At 46.9% G+C, this 17,200-nt stretch carries 16 protein-coding genes; 11 read left to right on the top strand and 5 right to left on the bottom strand.

What is annotated here, in order from left to right:
- The first annotated feature begins 9 nt into the window (after window positions 1-9).
- From fbaA to ACFQY8_RS01730, 4 genes are all read left to right on the top strand, one after another.
- Complete coding sequence (gene fbaA / locus ACFQY8_RS01745) at window positions 10-1,065, top strand: class II fructose-bisphosphate aldolase (protein WP_377938003.1); 1,056 nt, start codon at window positions 10-12, stop codon at window positions 1,063-1,065.
- Between the two features lie 149 nt (window positions 1,066-1,214).
- Entirely contained in the window at window positions 1,215-2,522 is a 1,308-nt protein-coding gene (locus ACFQY8_RS01740) for an adenylosuccinate synthase (RefSeq protein WP_377938001.1), read from the top strand.
- Window positions 2,523-2,544: 22 nt separating this feature from the next.
- Window positions 2,545-3,189 carry a fluoride efflux transporter FluC gene (locus ACFQY8_RS01735; RefSeq protein WP_377938000.1) on the top strand — a complete coding sequence of 215 codons (645 nt, stop codon included), beginning with the start codon at window positions 2,545-2,547 and terminating at the stop codon, window positions 3,187-3,189.
- Window positions 3,190-3,200: 11 nt separating this feature from the next.
- On the top strand, window positions 3,201-3,578 hold the full coding sequence (locus tag ACFQY8_RS01730; RefSeq protein ID WP_377937998.1) for a fluoride efflux transporter FluC: 378 nt from the start codon (window positions 3,201-3,203) through the stop codon (window positions 3,576-3,578).
- A 49-nt stretch (window positions 3,579-3,627) separates the two neighbouring features.
- Here the strand turns inward: ACFQY8_RS01730 and ACFQY8_RS01725 are convergent, their stop codons facing one another.
- Entirely contained in the window at window positions 3,628-5,157 is a 1,530-nt protein-coding gene (locus ACFQY8_RS01725; protein ID WP_449224237.1) for a ClC family H(+)/Cl(-) exchange transporter, read from the bottom strand.
- Between the two features lie 465 nt (window positions 5,158-5,622).
- On the opposite strand from ACFQY8_RS01725, the gene ilvA reads away from it, so the two are divergent.
- Window positions 5,623-6,933 carry a threonine ammonia-lyase gene (ilvA, locus tag ACFQY8_RS01720; protein WP_377937995.1) on the top strand — a complete coding sequence of 437 codons (1,311 nt, stop codon included), beginning with the start codon at window positions 5,623-5,625 and terminating at the stop codon, window positions 6,931-6,933.
- A gap of 46 nt (window positions 6,934-6,979) precedes the next feature.
- Here the strand turns inward: ilvA and ACFQY8_RS01715 are convergent, their stop codons facing one another.
- Window positions 6,980-7,711, bottom strand: coding sequence for an SIR2 family NAD-dependent protein deacylase (locus ACFQY8_RS01715; RefSeq protein WP_377937993.1), 732 nt, complete (start codon window positions 7,709-7,711; stop codon window positions 6,980-6,982).
- 395 nt (window positions 7,712-8,106) lie between these two features.
- Here ACFQY8_RS01715 and ACFQY8_RS01710 point away from each other — a divergent pair, with 395 nt between their 5' ends.
- The 3 genes from ACFQY8_RS01710 to ACFQY8_RS01700 are packed head-to-tail and all read left to right on the top strand — an operon-like array spanning window position 8,107 to window position 10,278.
- Complete coding sequence (locus ACFQY8_RS01710; RefSeq protein WP_377937991.1) at window positions 8,107-8,598, top strand: hypothetical protein; 492 nt, start codon at window positions 8,107-8,109, stop codon at window positions 8,596-8,598.
- A 40-nt stretch (window positions 8,599-8,638) separates the two neighbouring features.
- Window positions 8,639-9,949: a hypothetical protein gene (locus ACFQY8_RS01705; RefSeq protein WP_377937989.1), complete on the top strand. Its 1,311-nt coding sequence runs from the start codon at window positions 8,639-8,641 to the stop codon at window positions 9,947-9,949.
- Window positions 9,949-10,278: a hypothetical protein gene (locus ACFQY8_RS01700; protein ID WP_377937987.1), complete on the top strand. Its 330-nt coding sequence runs from the start codon at window positions 9,949-9,951 to the stop codon at window positions 10,276-10,278. The genes ACFQY8_RS01705 and ACFQY8_RS01700 overlap by 1 nt, the downstream gene beginning before the upstream one ends.
- 721 nt (window positions 10,279-10,999) lie before the next feature.
- Here ACFQY8_RS01700 and ACFQY8_RS01695 read toward each other — a convergent pair.
- A complete protein-coding gene (locus ACFQY8_RS01695; protein ID WP_377937985.1) occupies window positions 11,000-11,728 on the bottom strand; it encodes a FadR/GntR family transcriptional regulator in 729 nt (242 codons plus the stop codon).
- A gap of 223 nt (window positions 11,729-11,951) precedes the next feature.
- On the opposite strand from ACFQY8_RS01695, the gene ACFQY8_RS01690 reads away from it, so the two are divergent.
- The 3 genes from ACFQY8_RS01690 to gnd are packed head-to-tail and all read left to right on the top strand — an operon-like array spanning window position 11,952 to window position 14,783.
- Window positions 11,952-12,467, top strand: coding sequence for a gluconokinase (locus ACFQY8_RS01690; protein WP_377937983.1), 516 nt, complete (start codon window positions 11,952-11,954; stop codon window positions 12,465-12,467).
- A gap of 51 nt (window positions 12,468-12,518) precedes the next feature.
- Window positions 12,519-13,859 carry a GntP family permease gene (locus ACFQY8_RS01685; protein ID WP_377937982.1) on the top strand — a complete coding sequence of 447 codons (1,341 nt, stop codon included), beginning with the start codon at window positions 12,519-12,521 and terminating at the stop codon, window positions 13,857-13,859.
- 39 nt (window positions 13,860-13,898) lie between these two features.
- The gene (gene gnd, locus ACFQY8_RS01680; RefSeq protein WP_377937980.1) at window positions 13,899-14,783 is read left to right on the top strand and encodes a phosphogluconate dehydrogenase (NAD(+)-dependent, decarboxylating); all 885 of its coding nucleotides are present in this window, start codon (window positions 13,899-13,901) and stop codon (window positions 14,781-14,783) included.
- 154 nt (window positions 14,784-14,937) lie between these two features.
- Here the strand turns inward: gnd and ACFQY8_RS01675 are convergent, their stop codons facing one another.
- Window positions 14,938-15,447: a DUF2087 domain-containing protein gene (locus ACFQY8_RS01675; RefSeq protein ID WP_377937978.1), complete on the bottom strand. Its 510-nt coding sequence runs from the start codon at window positions 15,445-15,447 to the stop codon at window positions 14,938-14,940.
- A gap of 774 nt (window positions 15,448-16,221) precedes the next feature.
- Entirely contained in the window at window positions 16,222-16,998 is a 777-nt protein-coding gene (locus tag ACFQY8_RS01670; protein ID WP_377937976.1) for a (S)-acetoin forming diacetyl reductase, read from the bottom strand.
- Window positions 16,999-17,200: the final 202 nt, after the last annotated feature.

The raw sequence follows: 17,200 nt of genomic DNA, 5'->3' as shown, positions 1-17,200 counted from the left end.
GTTTAGAATATGACAGTTGCAACTCCAGAACAGTACTCGCAGATGCTTTCTGCAGCACGAGAAGGCGGCTATGCGTACCCTGCTATCAACGTAACGTCGTCACAGACTTTGAATGCTGCATTGCAAGGCTTTGCTGATGCTCAATCGGATGGGATTATTCAAGTCTCTGTCGGCGGAGCAGCATATTTGAGCGGTCAAAAGCTTAAGGACCGTGTAGTGGGTTCTCTCGCCTTTGCTGCTTATGCGCGTGAGGTAGCTCAGCAGTACAAGGGCATTACTGTGGCATTTCATACGGATCACTGTGCTGAGCAGTATTTAGATGAATGGGTGCGCCCACTCCTTGACATCGAAGGCGAAAGGGTTGCGCGAGGTGAAGAACCGCTGTTCCAGTCACATATGTGGGATGGTTCTACGGTATCGTTGTCCCACAATCTTGACGTTGCATTCGAGCTCCTTGAAAAGTCGCAAAAAGCTCGAACTGTGCTTGAAATTGAAATCGGTGCAGTGGGTGGTGAGGAAGACGGTCAGAGTGCTGAGATCAATGAAAAGTTATATTCCACAACGCAAGATGCAGCTCGCGTAGCATCTGCTTTGGGACTGAGCACAGATGCTGAGGGGAACGCGCGATATATGGCTGCATTCACCTTTGGCAACGTACACGGCGCATATAAGCCTGGCGTCATCAAACTTCGCCCTGAACTTCTGGGTAAGATTCAAAAAGATACGGCATCGCACTTCGCTGACGTTCCAGGTGCACATCCTGATAAGCCATTCTACCTCGTTTTCCATGGTGGTTCTGGATCGCTACCAGAAGAGATTGCTGAGGCAGTGAGCCATGGTGTAGTAAAGATGAATATCGACACTGATACTCAGTATGCGTTCACTCGTGCAATTGCCGGGCACATGATGGAAAACTACGATAAAGTACTCAAGATTGATGGTGAAGTCGGCGAAAAAGCTGAGTACGATCCGCGCGCGTGGGGTCGTGAAGCTGAGGATTCCATGGCCGCTCGCGTTGTTGAGGCATGCCGGCAGCTGGGTTCGGCAGGCAAAGCTCTGAGGTAGTTTTGCGTAGTTGTATAGAGATAGAGTAAGTTTCACATAGCAATAGTGATAAGGGCGAGGAATGAGACTCTTCGCCCTTTATACGCCGAATCGTAGAGCGTTTTGGGTAGGCTTAGACAGTAATCCTTGATGTATCTGAGGAGGTTATAATGGCTGGAATTGTTCTTGTAGGCGCGCAGTGGGGAGATGAAGGTAAAGGCAAAGCGACCGACCTCATCGGTGAGAAAGTTCATTATGTAGCTCGTTTTAACGGCGGAAACAATGCTGGTCATACAGTTGTCGTTGGTGATGAATCGTATGCGTTGCACCTACTTCCTTCAGGTATTATCAATGAGAATGTGACTCCGGTCATTGGCAACGGTGTCGTCGTCGATGTAGAGGTTCTTTTTCAAGAAATCGAAGGTCTTGAAGCGCGTGGCATAGATTGCTCGAAGCTTCGCGTCTCTGATTCTGCACATATTATTGCTCCTTATCATCGTGTTATTGATAAGGTCACTGAGCGCTATGCAGGCAAGCGCAAGATTGGTACGACAGGGCGTGGTATCGGACCGGCTTACGCAGATAAGATTAATCGCGTCGGCATTCGCATTCATGACCTCTATACGCCTGAAATATTGCGCGATAAGGTGGAAGCTTCTTTGCACCAGAAGAATCAAATGCTTGTTAAGCTCTACAATCAGCGTGCTATAGATGTCGACGAGACTGTGACGAAGTTGCTGGACCTCGGCGAGAAGTTGCGCCCATACGTAGCAAATACTGGCTTACTTTTGAATCAAGCTCTTGACCGTGGTGAAAATGTCCTCTTTGAAGGTGGGCAGGCTACTATGCTTGACGTGGATCATGGCACATACCCATATGTCACATCATCTAATCCAACTGCTGGCGGGGCGTGTACTGGTAGCGGTGTGGGGCCAACGAAGATTGACCGCGTCATCGGCGTATCCAAGGCATACATTACCCGTGTAGGCGAAGGACCTTTCCCTACAGAGCTTTTGAACGACGACGGAGATTGGCTGCGTGAGCAGGGTCATGAGTATGGAGTGACCACAGGTCGTCCGCGTCGCTGCGGGTGGTTTGATTCCGTTGTCAATCGCTATGCGGCTCAGGTTAATGGCCTAACTGATATCGTTCTGACGAAGCTCGACGTCTTGACCGGCTTGGAGTCTATCCCCATCTGTGTGGCATACGATGTAGAAAACGCAGACGGCACCCATACGCGTTATGATGAGATGCCTACAGATCAAGATGCTTTCGCAAAGGCGAAGCCAATCTATGAAGAGATGCCAGGGTGGTCTGAAGACATTTCTCAGGTGCATAACTTTGAAGACCTTCCGGTAAATACGCAAAATTACGTTAAGCGCCTTGAAGAGTTGTCCAATTGCCGCATTTCTGCCATTGGTACTGGCCCTCAGCGTGATCACATTATCTCTGTGCATTCCTTGCTTCCTGAAGAGTAGAAAGAGGATAGGATTTACTGGCATGAGCCGTCATAGTCGTCATGCAGCTCACAGTCGTAGCATGTGTAGTACAGCGCGGATGCATCGGTTAAGAAACGAAGTAAAAAAGCGTGACGTAAATCCGCTGACAAACTTCTGGATTTACGTCGTTGTCTTCATCGGTGGCTGTGTTGGTACAGCAGGGCGATACGGGTTGGGGTTGTGGCTTAATCCTCTAGAGCGCCCGTTAGGTATCCACTGGGGTACCTTTGCTGCAAACACTGCGGCGTGCTTCATGTATGCATGTCTCGTTTCATTCTTGACGCGTTTTCATGCTGGTAGAGCACGAGAACTTGCAAATCGTGGGCTAGGTATGGGGTTGTGTGGTGGTCTATCTACTATGTCGACTTTTGTTAATGAAATTATCGGTACACAATTCAGTATGACGTATCTCATAATTTCTCTATGTGCAGGACTATTTGCTGCGGCTTTTGGCTCGTGGATAGGTTTACTAGGCGTGAGTGCTCCCAGTGGTGCTGACAGCGTCGCCAATGCCACAGGTATGAGTAACGCTAGCGGTGCAGGTAGTGTATCAGCGCTCAATGTTTCACGTGAAACATCAGAATCAGCCGTCCGTATCCGTGCACATTCACGCAGTCGCACTCGCGCTCGCAGGCGTAGGCATTAGGGAGGAGTGACATGAACTTTCAGATGCTCCTTCTCGTAAGTGTCTTTGGCGGACTCGGAGCAGTACTGCGCTTTGTTGTCGATACCATTATCAAGCGTATGAAACCAACGATTTTCCCTATTTCTACGCTCGTCATCAACACTCTTGCTGCGTTCGCCTTTGGCTGTTTTGTGATGATAGTGCGTAATGTTCATCCGGATGTTTATACAATTGCAACTTCTGGGCTATTGGGCGGATTCTCTACGTTTTCCACGGCGATTAACGAGATTTTTAATCTTGCGCGAGATAAGCATTGGACGCAATTCGTTATTTACTTGTTTACGGCAATTATTGTGCCGATAGTAGGGTTCATCCTCGCTGTGTACCTTATGGGATTTCTGCCTCGCTGACAAACCGTGAAACTTTTGTGCGATAAGCTTTTCACCATACGACCGTGAATTAGTACGCCATGGAAACGAGGGCAGTTACTTCTTCCCGTGCAATCTTTTGGTTCTTTCCACGGAATAGAAAGACAAGGCTGTCTCCTGGGTGAATGACGGTGCCTCGATGTGGTATGAATTCTTTACCTCCGCGCTGCACGGCGATGACCATAGTATGCTCAGGCCAGTCAACGTCGCGAATCGCTTTGCCAATCACACTGCTTCCCAGTTCAACGGGCAGGGAGAGTATGCCTGCGCTGTCTTCTACTGCTGCCGGCTCGCGAGCAGGCTGAGTCTTGTGCATATATCGTTCGAGCAGTACGTGGTAGATAGGGTCGATGTGGAGTATATCTGACACAAGTAACGCGATGAATGTCACCACCGCCACGGGAAACATATGGACGAGAGAGCCAGTCATCTCAATGACGAGAAGCATAGATGTGATAGGAGCTTTTACGGATGCGGTTAATGCCCCAGCCATGGCGAGTACAGTGAAGGTTGCCACGTAATTGTGAGGAAGGGAGAAACTACCAAAATTAAGTAGTCCTACTGTTCGTGCAAATAAGCTTCCTGCTACAGCGCCGATGGTAAGGATTGGTAAAAAGATGCCTCCTGGTACTCCGGATCCAAAACTTGTCGAAGTAAAAAGCATCTTAACGATTAAAATCGTGGCTAAAAATGCTAAGGAGGTCGTTGCCTGCTCAGCATACTGGATGAGATTTGCGCCACCACCCAAAGCGAGAGGACAGAGCAGGCCGACGGGTAGTGCTAGACCGATGGCTATAACGATGCGCCAGAAGGCAGAAATATAACCATAGAGAGTCTGCAACCCCAGCAGCATCTTATTTATGGCTGCTCCTATGAGCCCAGCAAAGATGCCGAGAGGGATAAGCCATACGTAAGTGTGCAAATCAAGAGCAGCAATAGTGCCAAATTGGAGTACAGGAGTAAAGCCAAGGAATACTTTCGAAATGAGGTCGGCGGTAAGAGCCGCTGTTGTGGCAGTGAAGAGAACAGTTGGGCTGAAACTGCTGTACACCTCTTCCAAAGCAAACATCATGCCAGATAATGGTGCGGAGAATGCTGCTGACAATCCTGCTGCTGCACCAGCAGCGATGAAATTGTCGTTCTCTACTTTATTCTTTGCCAAACGATTGCCCACACTTGCAGATCCCGCAGCGCCAATCTGTATAGATGGTCCTTCACGACCGAGGCTCATGCCAAAGAATCCACATACGATTCCTGCGATGAAGCGAACTGTAAGAATGCTCCACCATCGCATTTTAAGACCCCAAAGCAGTACACCCTCGACTTGTGGAATCCCTGACCCAGAAGCCATAGGCTCCCATGCGATGAGTCGAGAGATGATCCATGCGCTTACAAGTACTGCGAGTGCCCAGACTGCTATCATGACAGGGTGTGTGCCTAGGTAATCATAGAGGCTTATCGCCCATGTATTACCATAAGCGATTGCTGCACGGTAGATGACTACGAGAGCGCCTGCTACACCTCCGCCGACGATACCTTTAGCTGCTATCGACCATTGCATTGTGTATGACCCGGAGAGCAGCTTTTCGATATGAGTGTGCTTTCGCGTATTTTCAGAGACATTAGAATTTTTGGTAGGTGCGGCGTCGACACGGTGAGAGGGAGTGGAGTCAAAATCGAAATCCTGCACATCATCGTCTGCTACGTCGAGATGAGTCTTCCGCATCGTGTTATCCTCTCATACCTTTTCTCTGTCTTTCCGGTTGCCGTGCTTGAGGCGCCGGAGAGTCGCACGTCTTCACACACTCGCAAATACACGCTTGGACGCTATCTTACTCGCGTGGGTACTCTGCCTTTCGTATGTCTCCGGAGTGTAAGTTGCATCCACTACATCGTTAAAGATGTAATCAATGACCACTATATGTGCGAATGTGACTCCACAGTCGTAGAGAGCGCGATAGACTTGTCACAACATGATTGAAAGTTCGAAATATCGAGCACTAAAACAAGCCTGAAGGAGATTTGCATGAATGAGCAGCAGATAGCTGACTATATAGGACGTGATCATAAAGCAGATCTCAACACAGCTGCCGAGCGTCTGAGCAGTGTGGCTCGACATACTCAGTTGGAAGAGTCCCCAGTCTTATCCGATATGGTCGGCGCGCGAGTTCTCTTAAAGCCAGAGAATTTGCAAAAAACAGGGTCGTTCAAGTTACGTGGTGCGTATAACAAAATCGCTTCACTCAGTCAGGAAGAGCTTGATCGTGGCATCGTTACTGCTTCTGCAGGAAACCATGCACAAGGTGTAGCGTACGCTGCTCGCGAGCGTGGGGCGCGAGCCACTATTGTGATGCCGCGCATTACGCCACCCATCAAGGTTGATGCCACTCGTCACCTTGGCGCTACAGTAGCTCTTGAAGGAGAAGTCTTTGATGAGTCAAATGCCTATGCTCAGCGTCTCTCTACGCATGAGGGCATGACGTATGTGGCTCCATTCAATGATTACGAAGTCTTGACAGGGCAGGGCACTATCGCGATGGAGATTTTGCAGGATTGCCCTGAAGTTACTGACATCATCGTTCCTATGGGCGGAGGTGGACTCTGCGCTGGAATTGCGATGGCTGTGAAGACTTTTGCTCCACATGTGCGTGTCATCGGGGTTACGCCTGAAGGCTCTCCTGCATTTAAGCAGTCTTTTGAGTCGGGTGAACATAAAGTTCATGGAGCTTCCTCTGTTCATACTTCGGCTGAGGGCGTGGCGGTCAAGGAGCCGGGAGATTTAACTTTTGCTTTGTTGGAAAAGTATCTTGATGGTTTTGTGACCGTTTCCGAGCAGAACATTTCTGAGATGATTCTGCTCATGCTTGAAAAGCATAAGCTCGTCGTTGAGGCTGCGGGGGCAGCATCTTTAGCGGCTCTCAACGAGCTCGATAATGTTCTTTCTGTGTCGTCCATGGAAGTTCAAGGAGAAAATGCTGAGAAAATGCCGGTGCTAGAGCGCTCTCAGCGAGTTATCGTGCCAGTCATGTCTGGCGGGAATATCGATACCGTGACCATTGGTGCCGTTATTCAGCGAGGTATGATTGCGCGAGGTCGCATTATGCAGTTCGGCGTGGAGCTTCCAGATACTCCTGGCCAGCTTGCTCAGGTTGCGCAGCTCCTCGCAGATTTACGCGCTAACGTCGTTGAGCTCAATCATGACCAGTTCAAAGCGCAGGCACATTACACCAATGCCGTGTTACTCGAAGTAACCGTTGAAACGAATGGACCGGATCATATTCAGCAAATTATGGACGCTCTCCAAGCTCGCGGGTTCAAGGTAAACCGAGTGTACTAGTGTGTGACTTCTGTCAGGGGGGCTGTATCGCGGGTTGCACGTTGCACTACTCACGACACTGAGCGATAGTACTCTCCACAAGTTGTGGTAGCGCTGTTTCAATCGGGTCGCGGATGATATCGTCGTCGTCCGCGAGGTTGTCCATGTGAGTGAGTTGAGCATTCATAATGCGAATGCGCTTACCATGCTGTGCCGCAAGCGGAATAAGACTTGCCGCTGGATAAACCTCGAGACTTGAGCCGATGACCCAGAGTTCGTCGCAGCCACGTATACGCTCAGCGGCCTTTTCCCATGCGCCGTCAGGTAGGGACTCCCCAAAGTATGTGACATCAGTTTTGATAATCCCGTCACAACGCCCACAGTGAGGATCAGGATCTACATCGAGCTTATCTATGATGTCGCTTGTGTGATATTGAGTGCCACATGTAAGGCAGTGAGACGTGGCAATTGTGCCGTGTAAATTTACGACTTTGTCTGTGCTGTTTCCAGCTTTCTCGTGGAGTCCATCAAAATTTTGTGTGGCGATAACGCTTAAGAGTCCAGCTTTTTCAAGTGTTACTAATGCCTTGTGTGCGGGCCCTGGTTTTGCGTTCCATACAGCAGATTCTTTCTGCCATCGCCATGAATATTCTCGTGCCTCTTTGCTTCTCAGAAAGAGGTCATAGTCATAAACACTCGTCTGTTCAGGATGCTTAGTCCATACGCCATCGGGGCCACGAAAGTCAGGAATGCCGACAGAGGTGGATATGCCTGCTCCGGTAAAAACTGCAATATTCATGTTATTTATTGTAGAGCCGGCAGGGGAGAGTCGTCTGAACCTAGGGAATTAACCTGTTATCTCAACTTTTCTGTGTTCTCACTGCAGGAAGGGCAAGCGCTGCATTAATTTCGAAGATGGTATCTCGCATTGTGGCGCCGCGATCATGGTTATGTAACCTGTGAAAGCAAGAACAATAGTTGCTTACTACCTATATGGCGAATTGTGTATGAACATTGATTTCTTTTCCTGTTAGTTATTGTTATTTCACGCGAAATTAATGGCATGCCTCCGTCCTTCGAGAGGGATGGTTAAATTGGCAAAACAGACTGTATCAATAATTGTGTTGTTTCAAGAGATAACTTCAAAGATGCTGTAGTATCTATCGGCAAGAGATAAAAATGAGGTGAAGCAGGATGAACGATTTAAAACAAACAAAATCTAAGAATAATGATGCCTCCGCTAAAGAGCAAAAGTCGAAGAATTTCTTTAAGCGGCATCCGGTGTGGTCTGTGATTTTGATTGTGTTGGTTCTAGCTGTGACAAAATCGGCGATGGGGCCGTTTATTACTGTTCAACAACAGAACAACGTTGTGATGAAAATTGTGCGTTACTACAATGTGAAGTCTGTAAGATTTACGCGATACAGTGAACCGGGACTAGGGAGTGGGAGGTTGCTTTATATACGATTAGATGAAAATTCAAGTACCGATTCATCAGTTTCACCTGAATATGTCGATGATAACTTTTTTAATTCGTCAGACGGGAACGTAGCACTTTCAGGTGTCGAAAATTATGATAAATCACATTACGTGCGTAAGAAGGCTCTTAATAATTCAGAACTTAAAGACGCTATGAAGAAAGTAAAGATTTACTATCTGCCATTCTTCCATGGATGGGATTTGTAGATACTAAACGATGATGATCCTAACGGTTTAGGAGAAAGTTGTGATTTTCACGGATAAGCAGTATAACTTTGCAGCTAGCTTTGCGTATCGTATTGGGAAAGAGAAATTATCTCAAGGAACGACACACCATTTCTTTGATAATCAGTTAAATGGTCAATTCAAGATTGTTGCTGTCGAAAACAACTCAGATAACGGTTTCCAAGGGATGGCGATTGCTCCAATTGTTAATGGTAAGCCCGACTATAGTGATGTCGTAATCTCCTACGCAGGGACGGACCCGGTGGATAGTAGGGATATCTCTACTGATGTCAATTTGATTATCAATGGATATACGGGGAAAACGAGTATTACTGTCGATAAAAGAACAGGTGAATACGTTGGCACAGCGGGTAGTCGTGCCGATGGGGAACTTACAACGACGAGAATTGTTGATAATCAGCTGATGTCAGCCCAAAAATTTGCAAAATCTGTTAAAGCTCAGGTGCACAAGATTAATCCTGAGGCAACTTTCTCTTACACTGGACATTCGCTAGGAGGATGGCTTGCTGTCAATGTGGCTGTAGAAAATAAAGAGCCAGCGACTGTGTTTAATGCGCCGAACCCGACGAATGTTATGTCTAATGAGCAGAAAGAGTACATAAAAAAGAACTCGGCTCGATATCGTGTGTACCGTAGTAATAACGATGTCATCAGCAACTTTGGCGAGTGGACTGACGGCTCAGGAACGTCACGATATCAAGGTGGGGCAACGAAGATAAACAGTTTATGGTGGTTTCACGATGCAAATCAGTACAAATATGATGCACATGGACATATCGTACTTCCGTCAAAGATAGGCAAAGAAGTTACTGAAGAAATCATCAATTATGAGGAAGGAGCATTTCAAGACCGTACTCTTAATACTAATAGTTCGGAATTTAAATTTAAGTTTGATCAAGTGCAAGCTGAGTATGTTGCTGCGGGTTTGGACAAAGCAGCGACTGAAGCTGATGAGAGAGCTAGGAAGGCTGCTGAGACTGCATATCGTGCGTTGGAAGAAATTTACAAGGAATATACCACGCAGGTTCCATCGCAGATAAAGCAACTCACTCTTGACGAAGTCGTAGATGTATTGAAATATGACTGTTGCATCAGTTATACGACCACCGTGACACATAATGAATCGATACTTAACGACATGTGCTTTGTCGTACATGCACTTTGGGATAAATTTAGCAAAATTCGCCTACTCATGGAGAAAGCTTCAAGAGATGGAGACACGCTTGATGCAAAGCTTGCAGACATGGCCCATGCTGCAGGTCAAACGGTAGTAAGGAATGGTCACATACAAGCACAGGCACTGATGGAGTAGTGAGACTGATGATCCAACGATTGACACCGCAAGAGCAAATTCAATTACAGCAAAGAGAACTTGAACTCCAGCAAGAGGAGGTTGAGCAGCAAAGACGAGAGGATAAAAGATATATCCTTGATGTGTATAGCGCTGAGATTACGAGCAAAATTAATACCGTAATGAAAGCGTTCTACAGTGAGCTCGACGAAGTTGCCTACACGGCGCAGAACGATATCACGTGTGTTCTAGATGCTCTAAGTTCGGCTATTGAGGGAGAAAGTTCCGACGCGTTAAAATTAGTAGCAAATGAGTACAAAGCGGAATACAATAAAGTGAGAATCTCGTAAGCATAAATAGTGAGTGAATTTATTCTCATGCAAAAATGCGTAATTCTTACATAATTAAATGCCTCATGAAAGTTACGTGGAGTTCTTTTTACGCTGGCTTTCATGGGGCAGCTACACACGTGTTCCTATCCATAAGCGTGCTCACAGTGTTGGTTCTCGCTGTCAGTTTGCTCAATTGGGATTAGATACTGTGGTCGGATTAAGGGAAACGAGTGTGTGAATACGCAAGTCAAACGTGCGAGCCGTAAACTCGTCGCCATGTTGATTCCGGATAAGAGTGCTGGCGCTACATGAGAGCGGAATACGAAGCATTCTCAGGCCTTCCATCTCAAGCACGTATCTTGCGTACGTGGGATAACGGGACTGAAACCGCCTGTCACAATGTGGTGGATGAGGCGTTAGGAATGCTGTCATATTTCGCTGGCCCATACTTGAGTTGACAGCGTGGCTCGAATGAGAATAGGAATAAACAGTTATGCCGGTATTCACCTGAAGAAAACAGGCTTCACTACTCTTAGCCAAAAAGAACTTGATACGTGCGTGGATCAAATTAATAACGCACTCTTGAAAGTTCTTGGTTATATGACTCCTAACGAAGTTTTTGAAGAATGTCTTGATAAACTTAATACAACCAACCAACACGTAGAGTGGTGCACTCCAAACCAGAACCCAGGATGTCTAGAAATGTCTCGAAATATCTGCCTAAAAATTTAAGCTACTGCTAAATTGCTGACAGTCCAAGTGCTGTATTTACTTCGGAGACGATATCTTTCATCGCAGCTGCAGCGTTGGCGGCATTGCCCTCAAGCACTGCCTGAGCTACCTGCTCATGTGCTTGAAGAGCTTCTTCTTTAGGTTGTGAAGGGTATAAACCGATATCCACTCGACCTCGCAGAACTGCCTCTACGAGAGTGCTTAATTCTGCAAAGAGAGGATTCCCGCTGTTTTTAAGCAGCTCAGTGTGGAACTGAGTATCTAGAGTATGAAAGTTTTTCAAACGGTTTTCACGTGCAGCTTTAATCATTTCATGACCGGTCACTGCGATACGAGTGCGAGCTTCGATGGTGCTTCGTGATGCGCATCCTGCCGCTGCTGCTGGTTCAACTACTAAACGCAGTTCGGTAAGGGCTGCTAATTCTTGTTTGTGTAAATTAGACTGGAGCTTCCATGTAATGACGCGTGTGTCAAGATTTGCCCACGTCTCAGGAGACATCGCTATGATTCCTGTTCCTCGCAACAGCTGTACGCATCGCAGAGATTCCAATAGTCGAGCCGCTTCACGCGCGACCGTGCGTGAGATACCAAATTGCGACTGAATATCTTCTAGTTTTTTACTTGTCCCTGAAATCCATATTCCGTCGAGAATCTCGTGAGCAAGTTTATCAGCAATCGAGATATGCAGTGGTTCATTTGTGCTGCTATCGTCAGTCTCTTTGACGGTTTCTGACATAAATATCCTCTTACGTGGTGCGGTGGTGACGTCGGATGACTTTTCTTCGACGCCGCTTACTGCTTTACTTTATCGCTTTCATGGTAAATGGTAACAAATGACAGTAAAACTTGGGTGCCGATCTAATTTCATAATGGTCGCTACACAGATACTCTTTATAGATTGACAAAGAGTATCTGTAGTTCTATACTTAATGCAAGCCATACATTTCGAAGGAGTTATTATGGCAATTCATATAGTAGTTATGGGTGTAGCAGGCTGTGGAAAATCAACGGCTGCTACAGCAATCCGTGATCAGTTAAACTACACGATGGCGGAGGGAGATGATTTCCACCCACAAGCTAATATCGACAAAATGTCTGCAGGCATACCGCTCACTGATGACGATCGTTGGCCATGGCTGAGCGCCATTAATGAATGGATGGTATCTCAAGAAGCCTTGGGCAAGAATACTGTAGTTTCTAGCTCAGCATTGAAGCGGTCTTATCGTGAAGTGCTTAATCGCGGAGTTGACGTTTATTTTCTTCATCTAGACGGTGAACAAAGACTTATTCAAGAGCGTCTTTCTGCTCGTCAAGGTCATTTTATGCCGCCAGCATTATTGCCGAGTCAATTTGCAATCTTGGAGCCACTTTCTAGTGATGAAAATGGTGAAGCTATTTCTATCGAAGGTTCAATTGACGACGTTATTGCACGCGTTATAAACGCTGTAAAAACGTATGAGGCATCACACAAATAAACATAGATAAGCGCAACGCGGCGCTAAAAAGTAACAAATCAAGGAAGATTTATGAGTACTTTAATTATTGCGGCAATTTTGGGAATTGCACTTATTGTTCTACTTATCGCTGTAGTAAAGCTTCACCCATTTCTTTCTCTCATGATCGGCTCCGCTGTAACGGCAGTGATAGCAGGAGTGCCTTATGACAAAAGCTTAGACAGTTTTACTTCAGGTGTAGGCGGCACCGTATCGAGTGTGGGATTACTGATTGCGCTCGGAGGAATTATTGGTATTCTGCTTACTCGCTCAGGCGGCGCAGACGTCATTGTAGATACTATTTTGCAGAAATCTCCACAGAATAAATTAGGGTGGGCAATGGCATTGAGCGCTTTCGTCGTAGGTATCCCATTGTTCTTCGAAGTTGGGGTTGTTATCCTTATCCCTATCATTCTTCTTGTTGCACGTCGTGCGAAGATGCCTGTCATTGCTCTCGGGATTCCAGCACTTGCAGGTCTTTCAGCTCTCCACGCATTTGTCCCTCCACATCCTGGACCGCTCGTAGCAATTGATGCGCTTCATGCGAACCTTGGACTTACCCTAGGCTTGGGGCTTATTATCGCTATACCTGTGGTTATCATTGCTGGACCTGTGGCAGCTCGCTGGATGGTAAAGATGGTTCCTATCATGGCTCCTGAAGAAGATACTGTGAAGTCCCAGGACGCTCCAGAAAGCCGACCAAGTTTCGGTGAGGCGATAAGTGTCATTTTGCTTCCTGTGGTTCTCATGCTTGCAGCATCTATTGTTGATGTCGCAAATCTCAAAAGCACTCCATGGGGACGCGCTATCGTATGGATAGGTACCCCACTTGAAGCTCTCACGATTACTACTATATTTGCTATCGTTCTTCTGGCGTTCCGCGCACGATGGAATCGTGATACCGTGAATTCCATCGTTGGCTCTTCCTTCGCATCAATTGCAGGGATTTTGCTTATTGTCGCTGCTGGTGGAGGTTTTAAGCAAACTCTTGTCGATTCTGGGATTGGAAAAGTGATTGCAGAAAGCATCACTCAAGCAAATCTTAATCCACTCATCGCAGGCTGGCTTGTAGCGGTTCTTATTCGTCTCGCCACGGGGTCTGCCACAGTGGCGACAGTCACTGCTTCAGGAATTGTCGCACCGCTGGCAGCAAATCTGAATCCATTGCAGCTTGCACTTCTTGTCTTATCTATCGGCGCAGGATCCATTTTCCTCTCCCACGTTAATGATGCCGGATTCTGGCTTGTAAAGGAATACTTTGGCATGACTGTAGGTCAAACGTTTAAGACATGGTCGCTCATGGAGACGATTCTTTCAGTATCTGGGCTGGCAATAGTCATGCTTGTTTCTGTTATAGCCCCTCTCTTTATGTGACTTTATGTGACAAACACTGCTAAATGTGAAAGGAAATTCATGCGTATTGGAATGATTGGCTTAGGTCGTATGGGCGGCAATATGATGTCTCGCCTTCGAAAGAAAGGGCATGACGTCGTAGGTTTTGATGTCAGCCCAGAGTCTAGCCGTGATGTGGATTCACTTGAAAGCCTCATATCAAGTCTTGAAACGCCGCGAACTGTATGGGTAATGGTACCTGCGGGGTCTGCGACAGATACGACGGTTGATGCACTTTGTGGTCTTCTTTCCGAAGGAGATATGGTCATTGATGGCGGGAATACTCGATATACAGATGATGTACGGCATGCGGAAATTCTTGGGAAGAAAGGTATCCACTTTATGGATGTCGGCGTATCTGGCGGCATTTGGGGGAACTCGCGTGGATATGCATTAATGGTAGGTGGCTCCCAGTATGATTTTGAGAAAGTATCCTCAATCTTCGAAGCATTGAAGCCTGACGGCGAAGACGGTCTTGTTCTTGCGGGCCCTACAGGAGCGGGGCATTTCGCGAAGATGGTACACAACGGTATCGAATACGGCATGATGCAGGCTTTAGGTGAGGGCTTCGAAACCATGATGCGCTCTGAACTCATTGATGACCCTGCTGCCGTGATGACTTCATGGCGTAAAGGATCGGTCGTGCAATCGTGGCTGCTTGATTTATTTGCTCGTGCGGCACAAGATGATTCGACGTTGCAGAATATGCCAGCAGTTGCAAATGAATCTGGCGAAGCAAAGTGGATGGTGGAGGCTGCTCTTGAATTAGGAGTACCTGTACCTGTGACAGCTACGTCATTGTGGGCACGGCAAGTATCTCGGGGCGCAGGTGCTGACACACTCCGTGTAGTATCCTCATTAAGAGCACAGTTTGGCGGCCATATAACCCATGAAAGTGAGAAATAAGAGCCGATTATCACCCGTATTGGAATAAAAAGAAAGACAAATTGTTCTACGTCTCATGTCCCTTATGCTCGGAACTTACTGTTCTTCAGTATAAGGGACATTATTTGTGACGTTTATAAGGGCATCAATGGATATCAATGGGTAAGCAGTCGCTCTATTCTTTAACGAGCCAGTATCTTTCTCCTCGATCGTTGCGTCTGACGATACCCATATCGACGGAATAGCGTCGTAGCGTCACTGCATCAGTGACAAGCATAGAAAGACGAGCATTGTACTCGGTCTCTGACAACCAGTCACGATGAGCGATAGGCACAGCAAAAACGCGCTCACAAATAGAGCGTACGAGTGCTTTACGTTCTTCCCATGGTACAGGCAGCTCACTAATAGGCGAAGTATACATGATGGAATCTTCGCCAAGGAGTACATCCAACGCATCGATGTCGCGCCCGAGGATATCTTGTGAGTTTGTCAGTGATGTATTGAGCCAGTCAACTTGTTGGAAAGGCTTGTCCAGTGACGTGTCTGTCACAGGAGAGACATTGCTCTGGGTGTCTTGCAGCTCAAGTAATTCTTTGAATCTTTGGCGCAGTTTAGGTGTGCGCAGACTTGTAAGGATAATTCTGTACTGCTTAACAATTGTTTGAATGTCTTGGGAAAGCGGCATTACTTTTCCTCCTTGCCTAGATTGCGAGTGTCCGATAGTTTATGAGCTATAGGGATGATAAAAACCTAATTTATCATTCTAATTGTTGTAGTCTGACTGTGTGAGCTATAGGTATCGTGTGATGTTTATAGTATGAGACTTTCTTCATGGAATGCTTATTATGCTTAGCAGCAGCATACTTGAGATATATACGGTGGTGCTGGAGGCGTTATCTAGAAATGCTGCCGTGCGAAATTCAGACTCTTAGGCAGATTTTTACAACGTCATAATTCATTCGAGCTTCGTTGAATTAGTGCTATCAGAGCTTTCTGTGCTAGCCAGGGGTACAGTTATTTACAATTTGTGGTATGCCGTGTGGGCTGGCAAAGACTTACACGCTGTAACATCCGATGCTCTAGGTGCCGTTTAACTTAGCAAACACGCTTGTCTGACATGCGGATATGGTGTCTATAACGATAATTTCTTACGATAAAAGAGTAATCAATCCAGCTAGTAATACTTTTCTGTGTCTGTCGAGTGTTTGACGCGCGACAGAGGATTGAATAAGGCTTGCTAGCAGGATGACTTATCTGAGTTACGGATAGTCCGACGCGATATACCTGTATATGATAGCTACTTCAGATATCGTAAATCCGCGTTAGTTTGAGATTTTCATAAGCGGCTCACAGCTGAAGTGAACCCCGTGAAGGGGGACTGTCCACTTTACAGGGTTCACTTCAAGTGTTTGCAACGGCTGGAGCACTATAATCCAGAACGCTATAACAATGTTATAACTCAGTGGAACTGCATACCACCATCAACTTCGAGAGTTTGTCCGGTGATGTAGTCAGAGTCTGGACCTGCCAAGAACGAAATACCAGCGGCTACATCCTCTGGCTCACTCAAACGACCGAGAGCAATGTCTTTGGAGAATGTTCCCATGCCCCATTCGTCGTCTTTTCCTGCATTTACCGCTACCTGATGCGCAATATCCATCATCATTGGAGTCTTGACGATGCCAGGCGCGTATGCATTAGCGGTAATTCCCTCAGAAGCAAGCTCACGTGCTGCGACCTGAGTGATGCCGCGGATTGCGAACTTTGTCGAGCAGTACAGCATGAGGTTTGGGTTTCCTACGACTCCTGCTTGAGAGGAAGCGTTGATAATCTTACCCCCGTGACCAAGCTCACGGAACTTGCGTGTAGCAGCCTGAGTTCCCCACATCGTGCCGCCGATGTTGACCTTCGTAACGAGATCAAATTGCTCTGGAGTTACCGTGCCTACAGGAGTAGTAGGTGCGAGACCTGCATTGTTGACGATAACGTTGAAATCGCCAAACTTTTCTGCAGCTTCGTCAACTGCTGCCTCAAAAGCATCCTTATCAGAAACATCTAACTTGATTGCGATAGCTGTGCCGCCGTTAGCGTTGAGCTCGTCAGCGAGCTTCTGTGCGCCGTCAAGGTTGAGATCAGCGATAGCAACTGCAAAGCCGTCAGCACTCAAGCGACGTACAGTCGCTTCGCCGATGCCCTGCGCACCACCTGTTACGAATGCTACTTTTTTCTGAGTCATATTTACTCCTTTGTGAATTGACAAATAATCGTCAGTCTTCAGTGTAACAGTGCGCTGTGGAAAAATTTAGGGGACTTGGTCCGCATAGCGAGAACATTGTTTTGTTTGTTGTGTTGTAGGTCGTGTTGTGTTTTTCGACACGCCGTTGTGGTGTGTGTTTTCAACGTGTGTGGTGGTGTGGGTTGCGTGGTGTGGGGGATGG

The sequence above is a fragment of the Alloscardovia venturai genome (assembly GCF_042676605.1).
In the GTDB taxonomy this organism is placed as follows: Bacteria; Actinomycetota; Actinomycetes; order Actinomycetales; family Bifidobacteriaceae; genus Alloscardovia; species Alloscardovia venturai.
This window is presented reverse-complemented; position numbering and strand designations above follow the sequence as displayed.

Coding starts and splice junctions, on each gene's coding strand:
- ACFQY8_RS01695 (WP_377937985.1), bottom strand. CDS start 11,728: ATGTCAGAAACCGTCAAAGAGACTGACGATAGCAGCACAAATGAACCA.
- ACFQY8_RS01670 (WP_377937976.1), bottom strand. CDS start 16,998: ATGACTCAGAAAAAAGTAGCATTCGTAACAGGTGGTGCGCAGGGCATC.
- gnd (WP_377937980.1), top strand. CDS start 13,899: ATGCGTATTGGAATGATTGGCTTAGGTCGTATGGGCGGCAATATGATG.
- ACFQY8_RS01690 (WP_377937983.1), top strand. CDS start 11,952: ATGGCAATTCATATAGTAGTTATGGGTGTAGCAGGCTGTGGAAAATCA.
- ACFQY8_RS01715 (WP_377937993.1), bottom strand. CDS start 7,711: ATGAATATTGCAGTTTTTACCGGAGCAGGCATATCCACCTCTGTCGGC.
- ilvA (WP_377937995.1), top strand. CDS start 5,623: ATGAATGAGCAGCAGATAGCTGACTATATAGGACGTGATCATAAAGCA.
- fbaA (WP_377938003.1), top strand. CDS start 10: ATGACAGTTGCAACTCCAGAACAGTACTCGCAGATGCTTTCTGCAGCA.
- ACFQY8_RS01725 (WP_449224237.1), bottom strand. CDS start 5,157: ATGCAATGGTCGATAGCAGCTAAAGGTATCGTCGGCGGAGGTGTAGCA.
- ACFQY8_RS01675 (WP_377937978.1), bottom strand. CDS start 15,447: ATGCCGCTTTCCCAAGACATTCAAACAATTGTTAAGCAGTACAGAATT.
- ACFQY8_RS01730 (WP_377937998.1), top strand. CDS start 3,201: ATGAACTTTCAGATGCTCCTTCTCGTAAGTGTCTTTGGCGGACTCGGA.
- ACFQY8_RS01740 (WP_377938001.1), top strand. CDS start 1,215: ATGGCTGGAATTGTTCTTGTAGGCGCGCAGTGGGGAGATGAAGGTAAA.
- ACFQY8_RS01735 (WP_377938000.1), top strand. CDS start 2,545: ATGAGCCGTCATAGTCGTCATGCAGCTCACAGTCGTAGCATGTGTAGT.
- ACFQY8_RS01710 (WP_377937991.1), top strand. CDS start 8,107: ATGAACGATTTAAAACAAACAAAATCTAAGAATAATGATGCCTCCGCT.
- ACFQY8_RS01685 (WP_377937982.1), top strand. CDS start 12,519: ATGAGTACTTTAATTATTGCGGCAATTTTGGGAATTGCACTTATTGTT.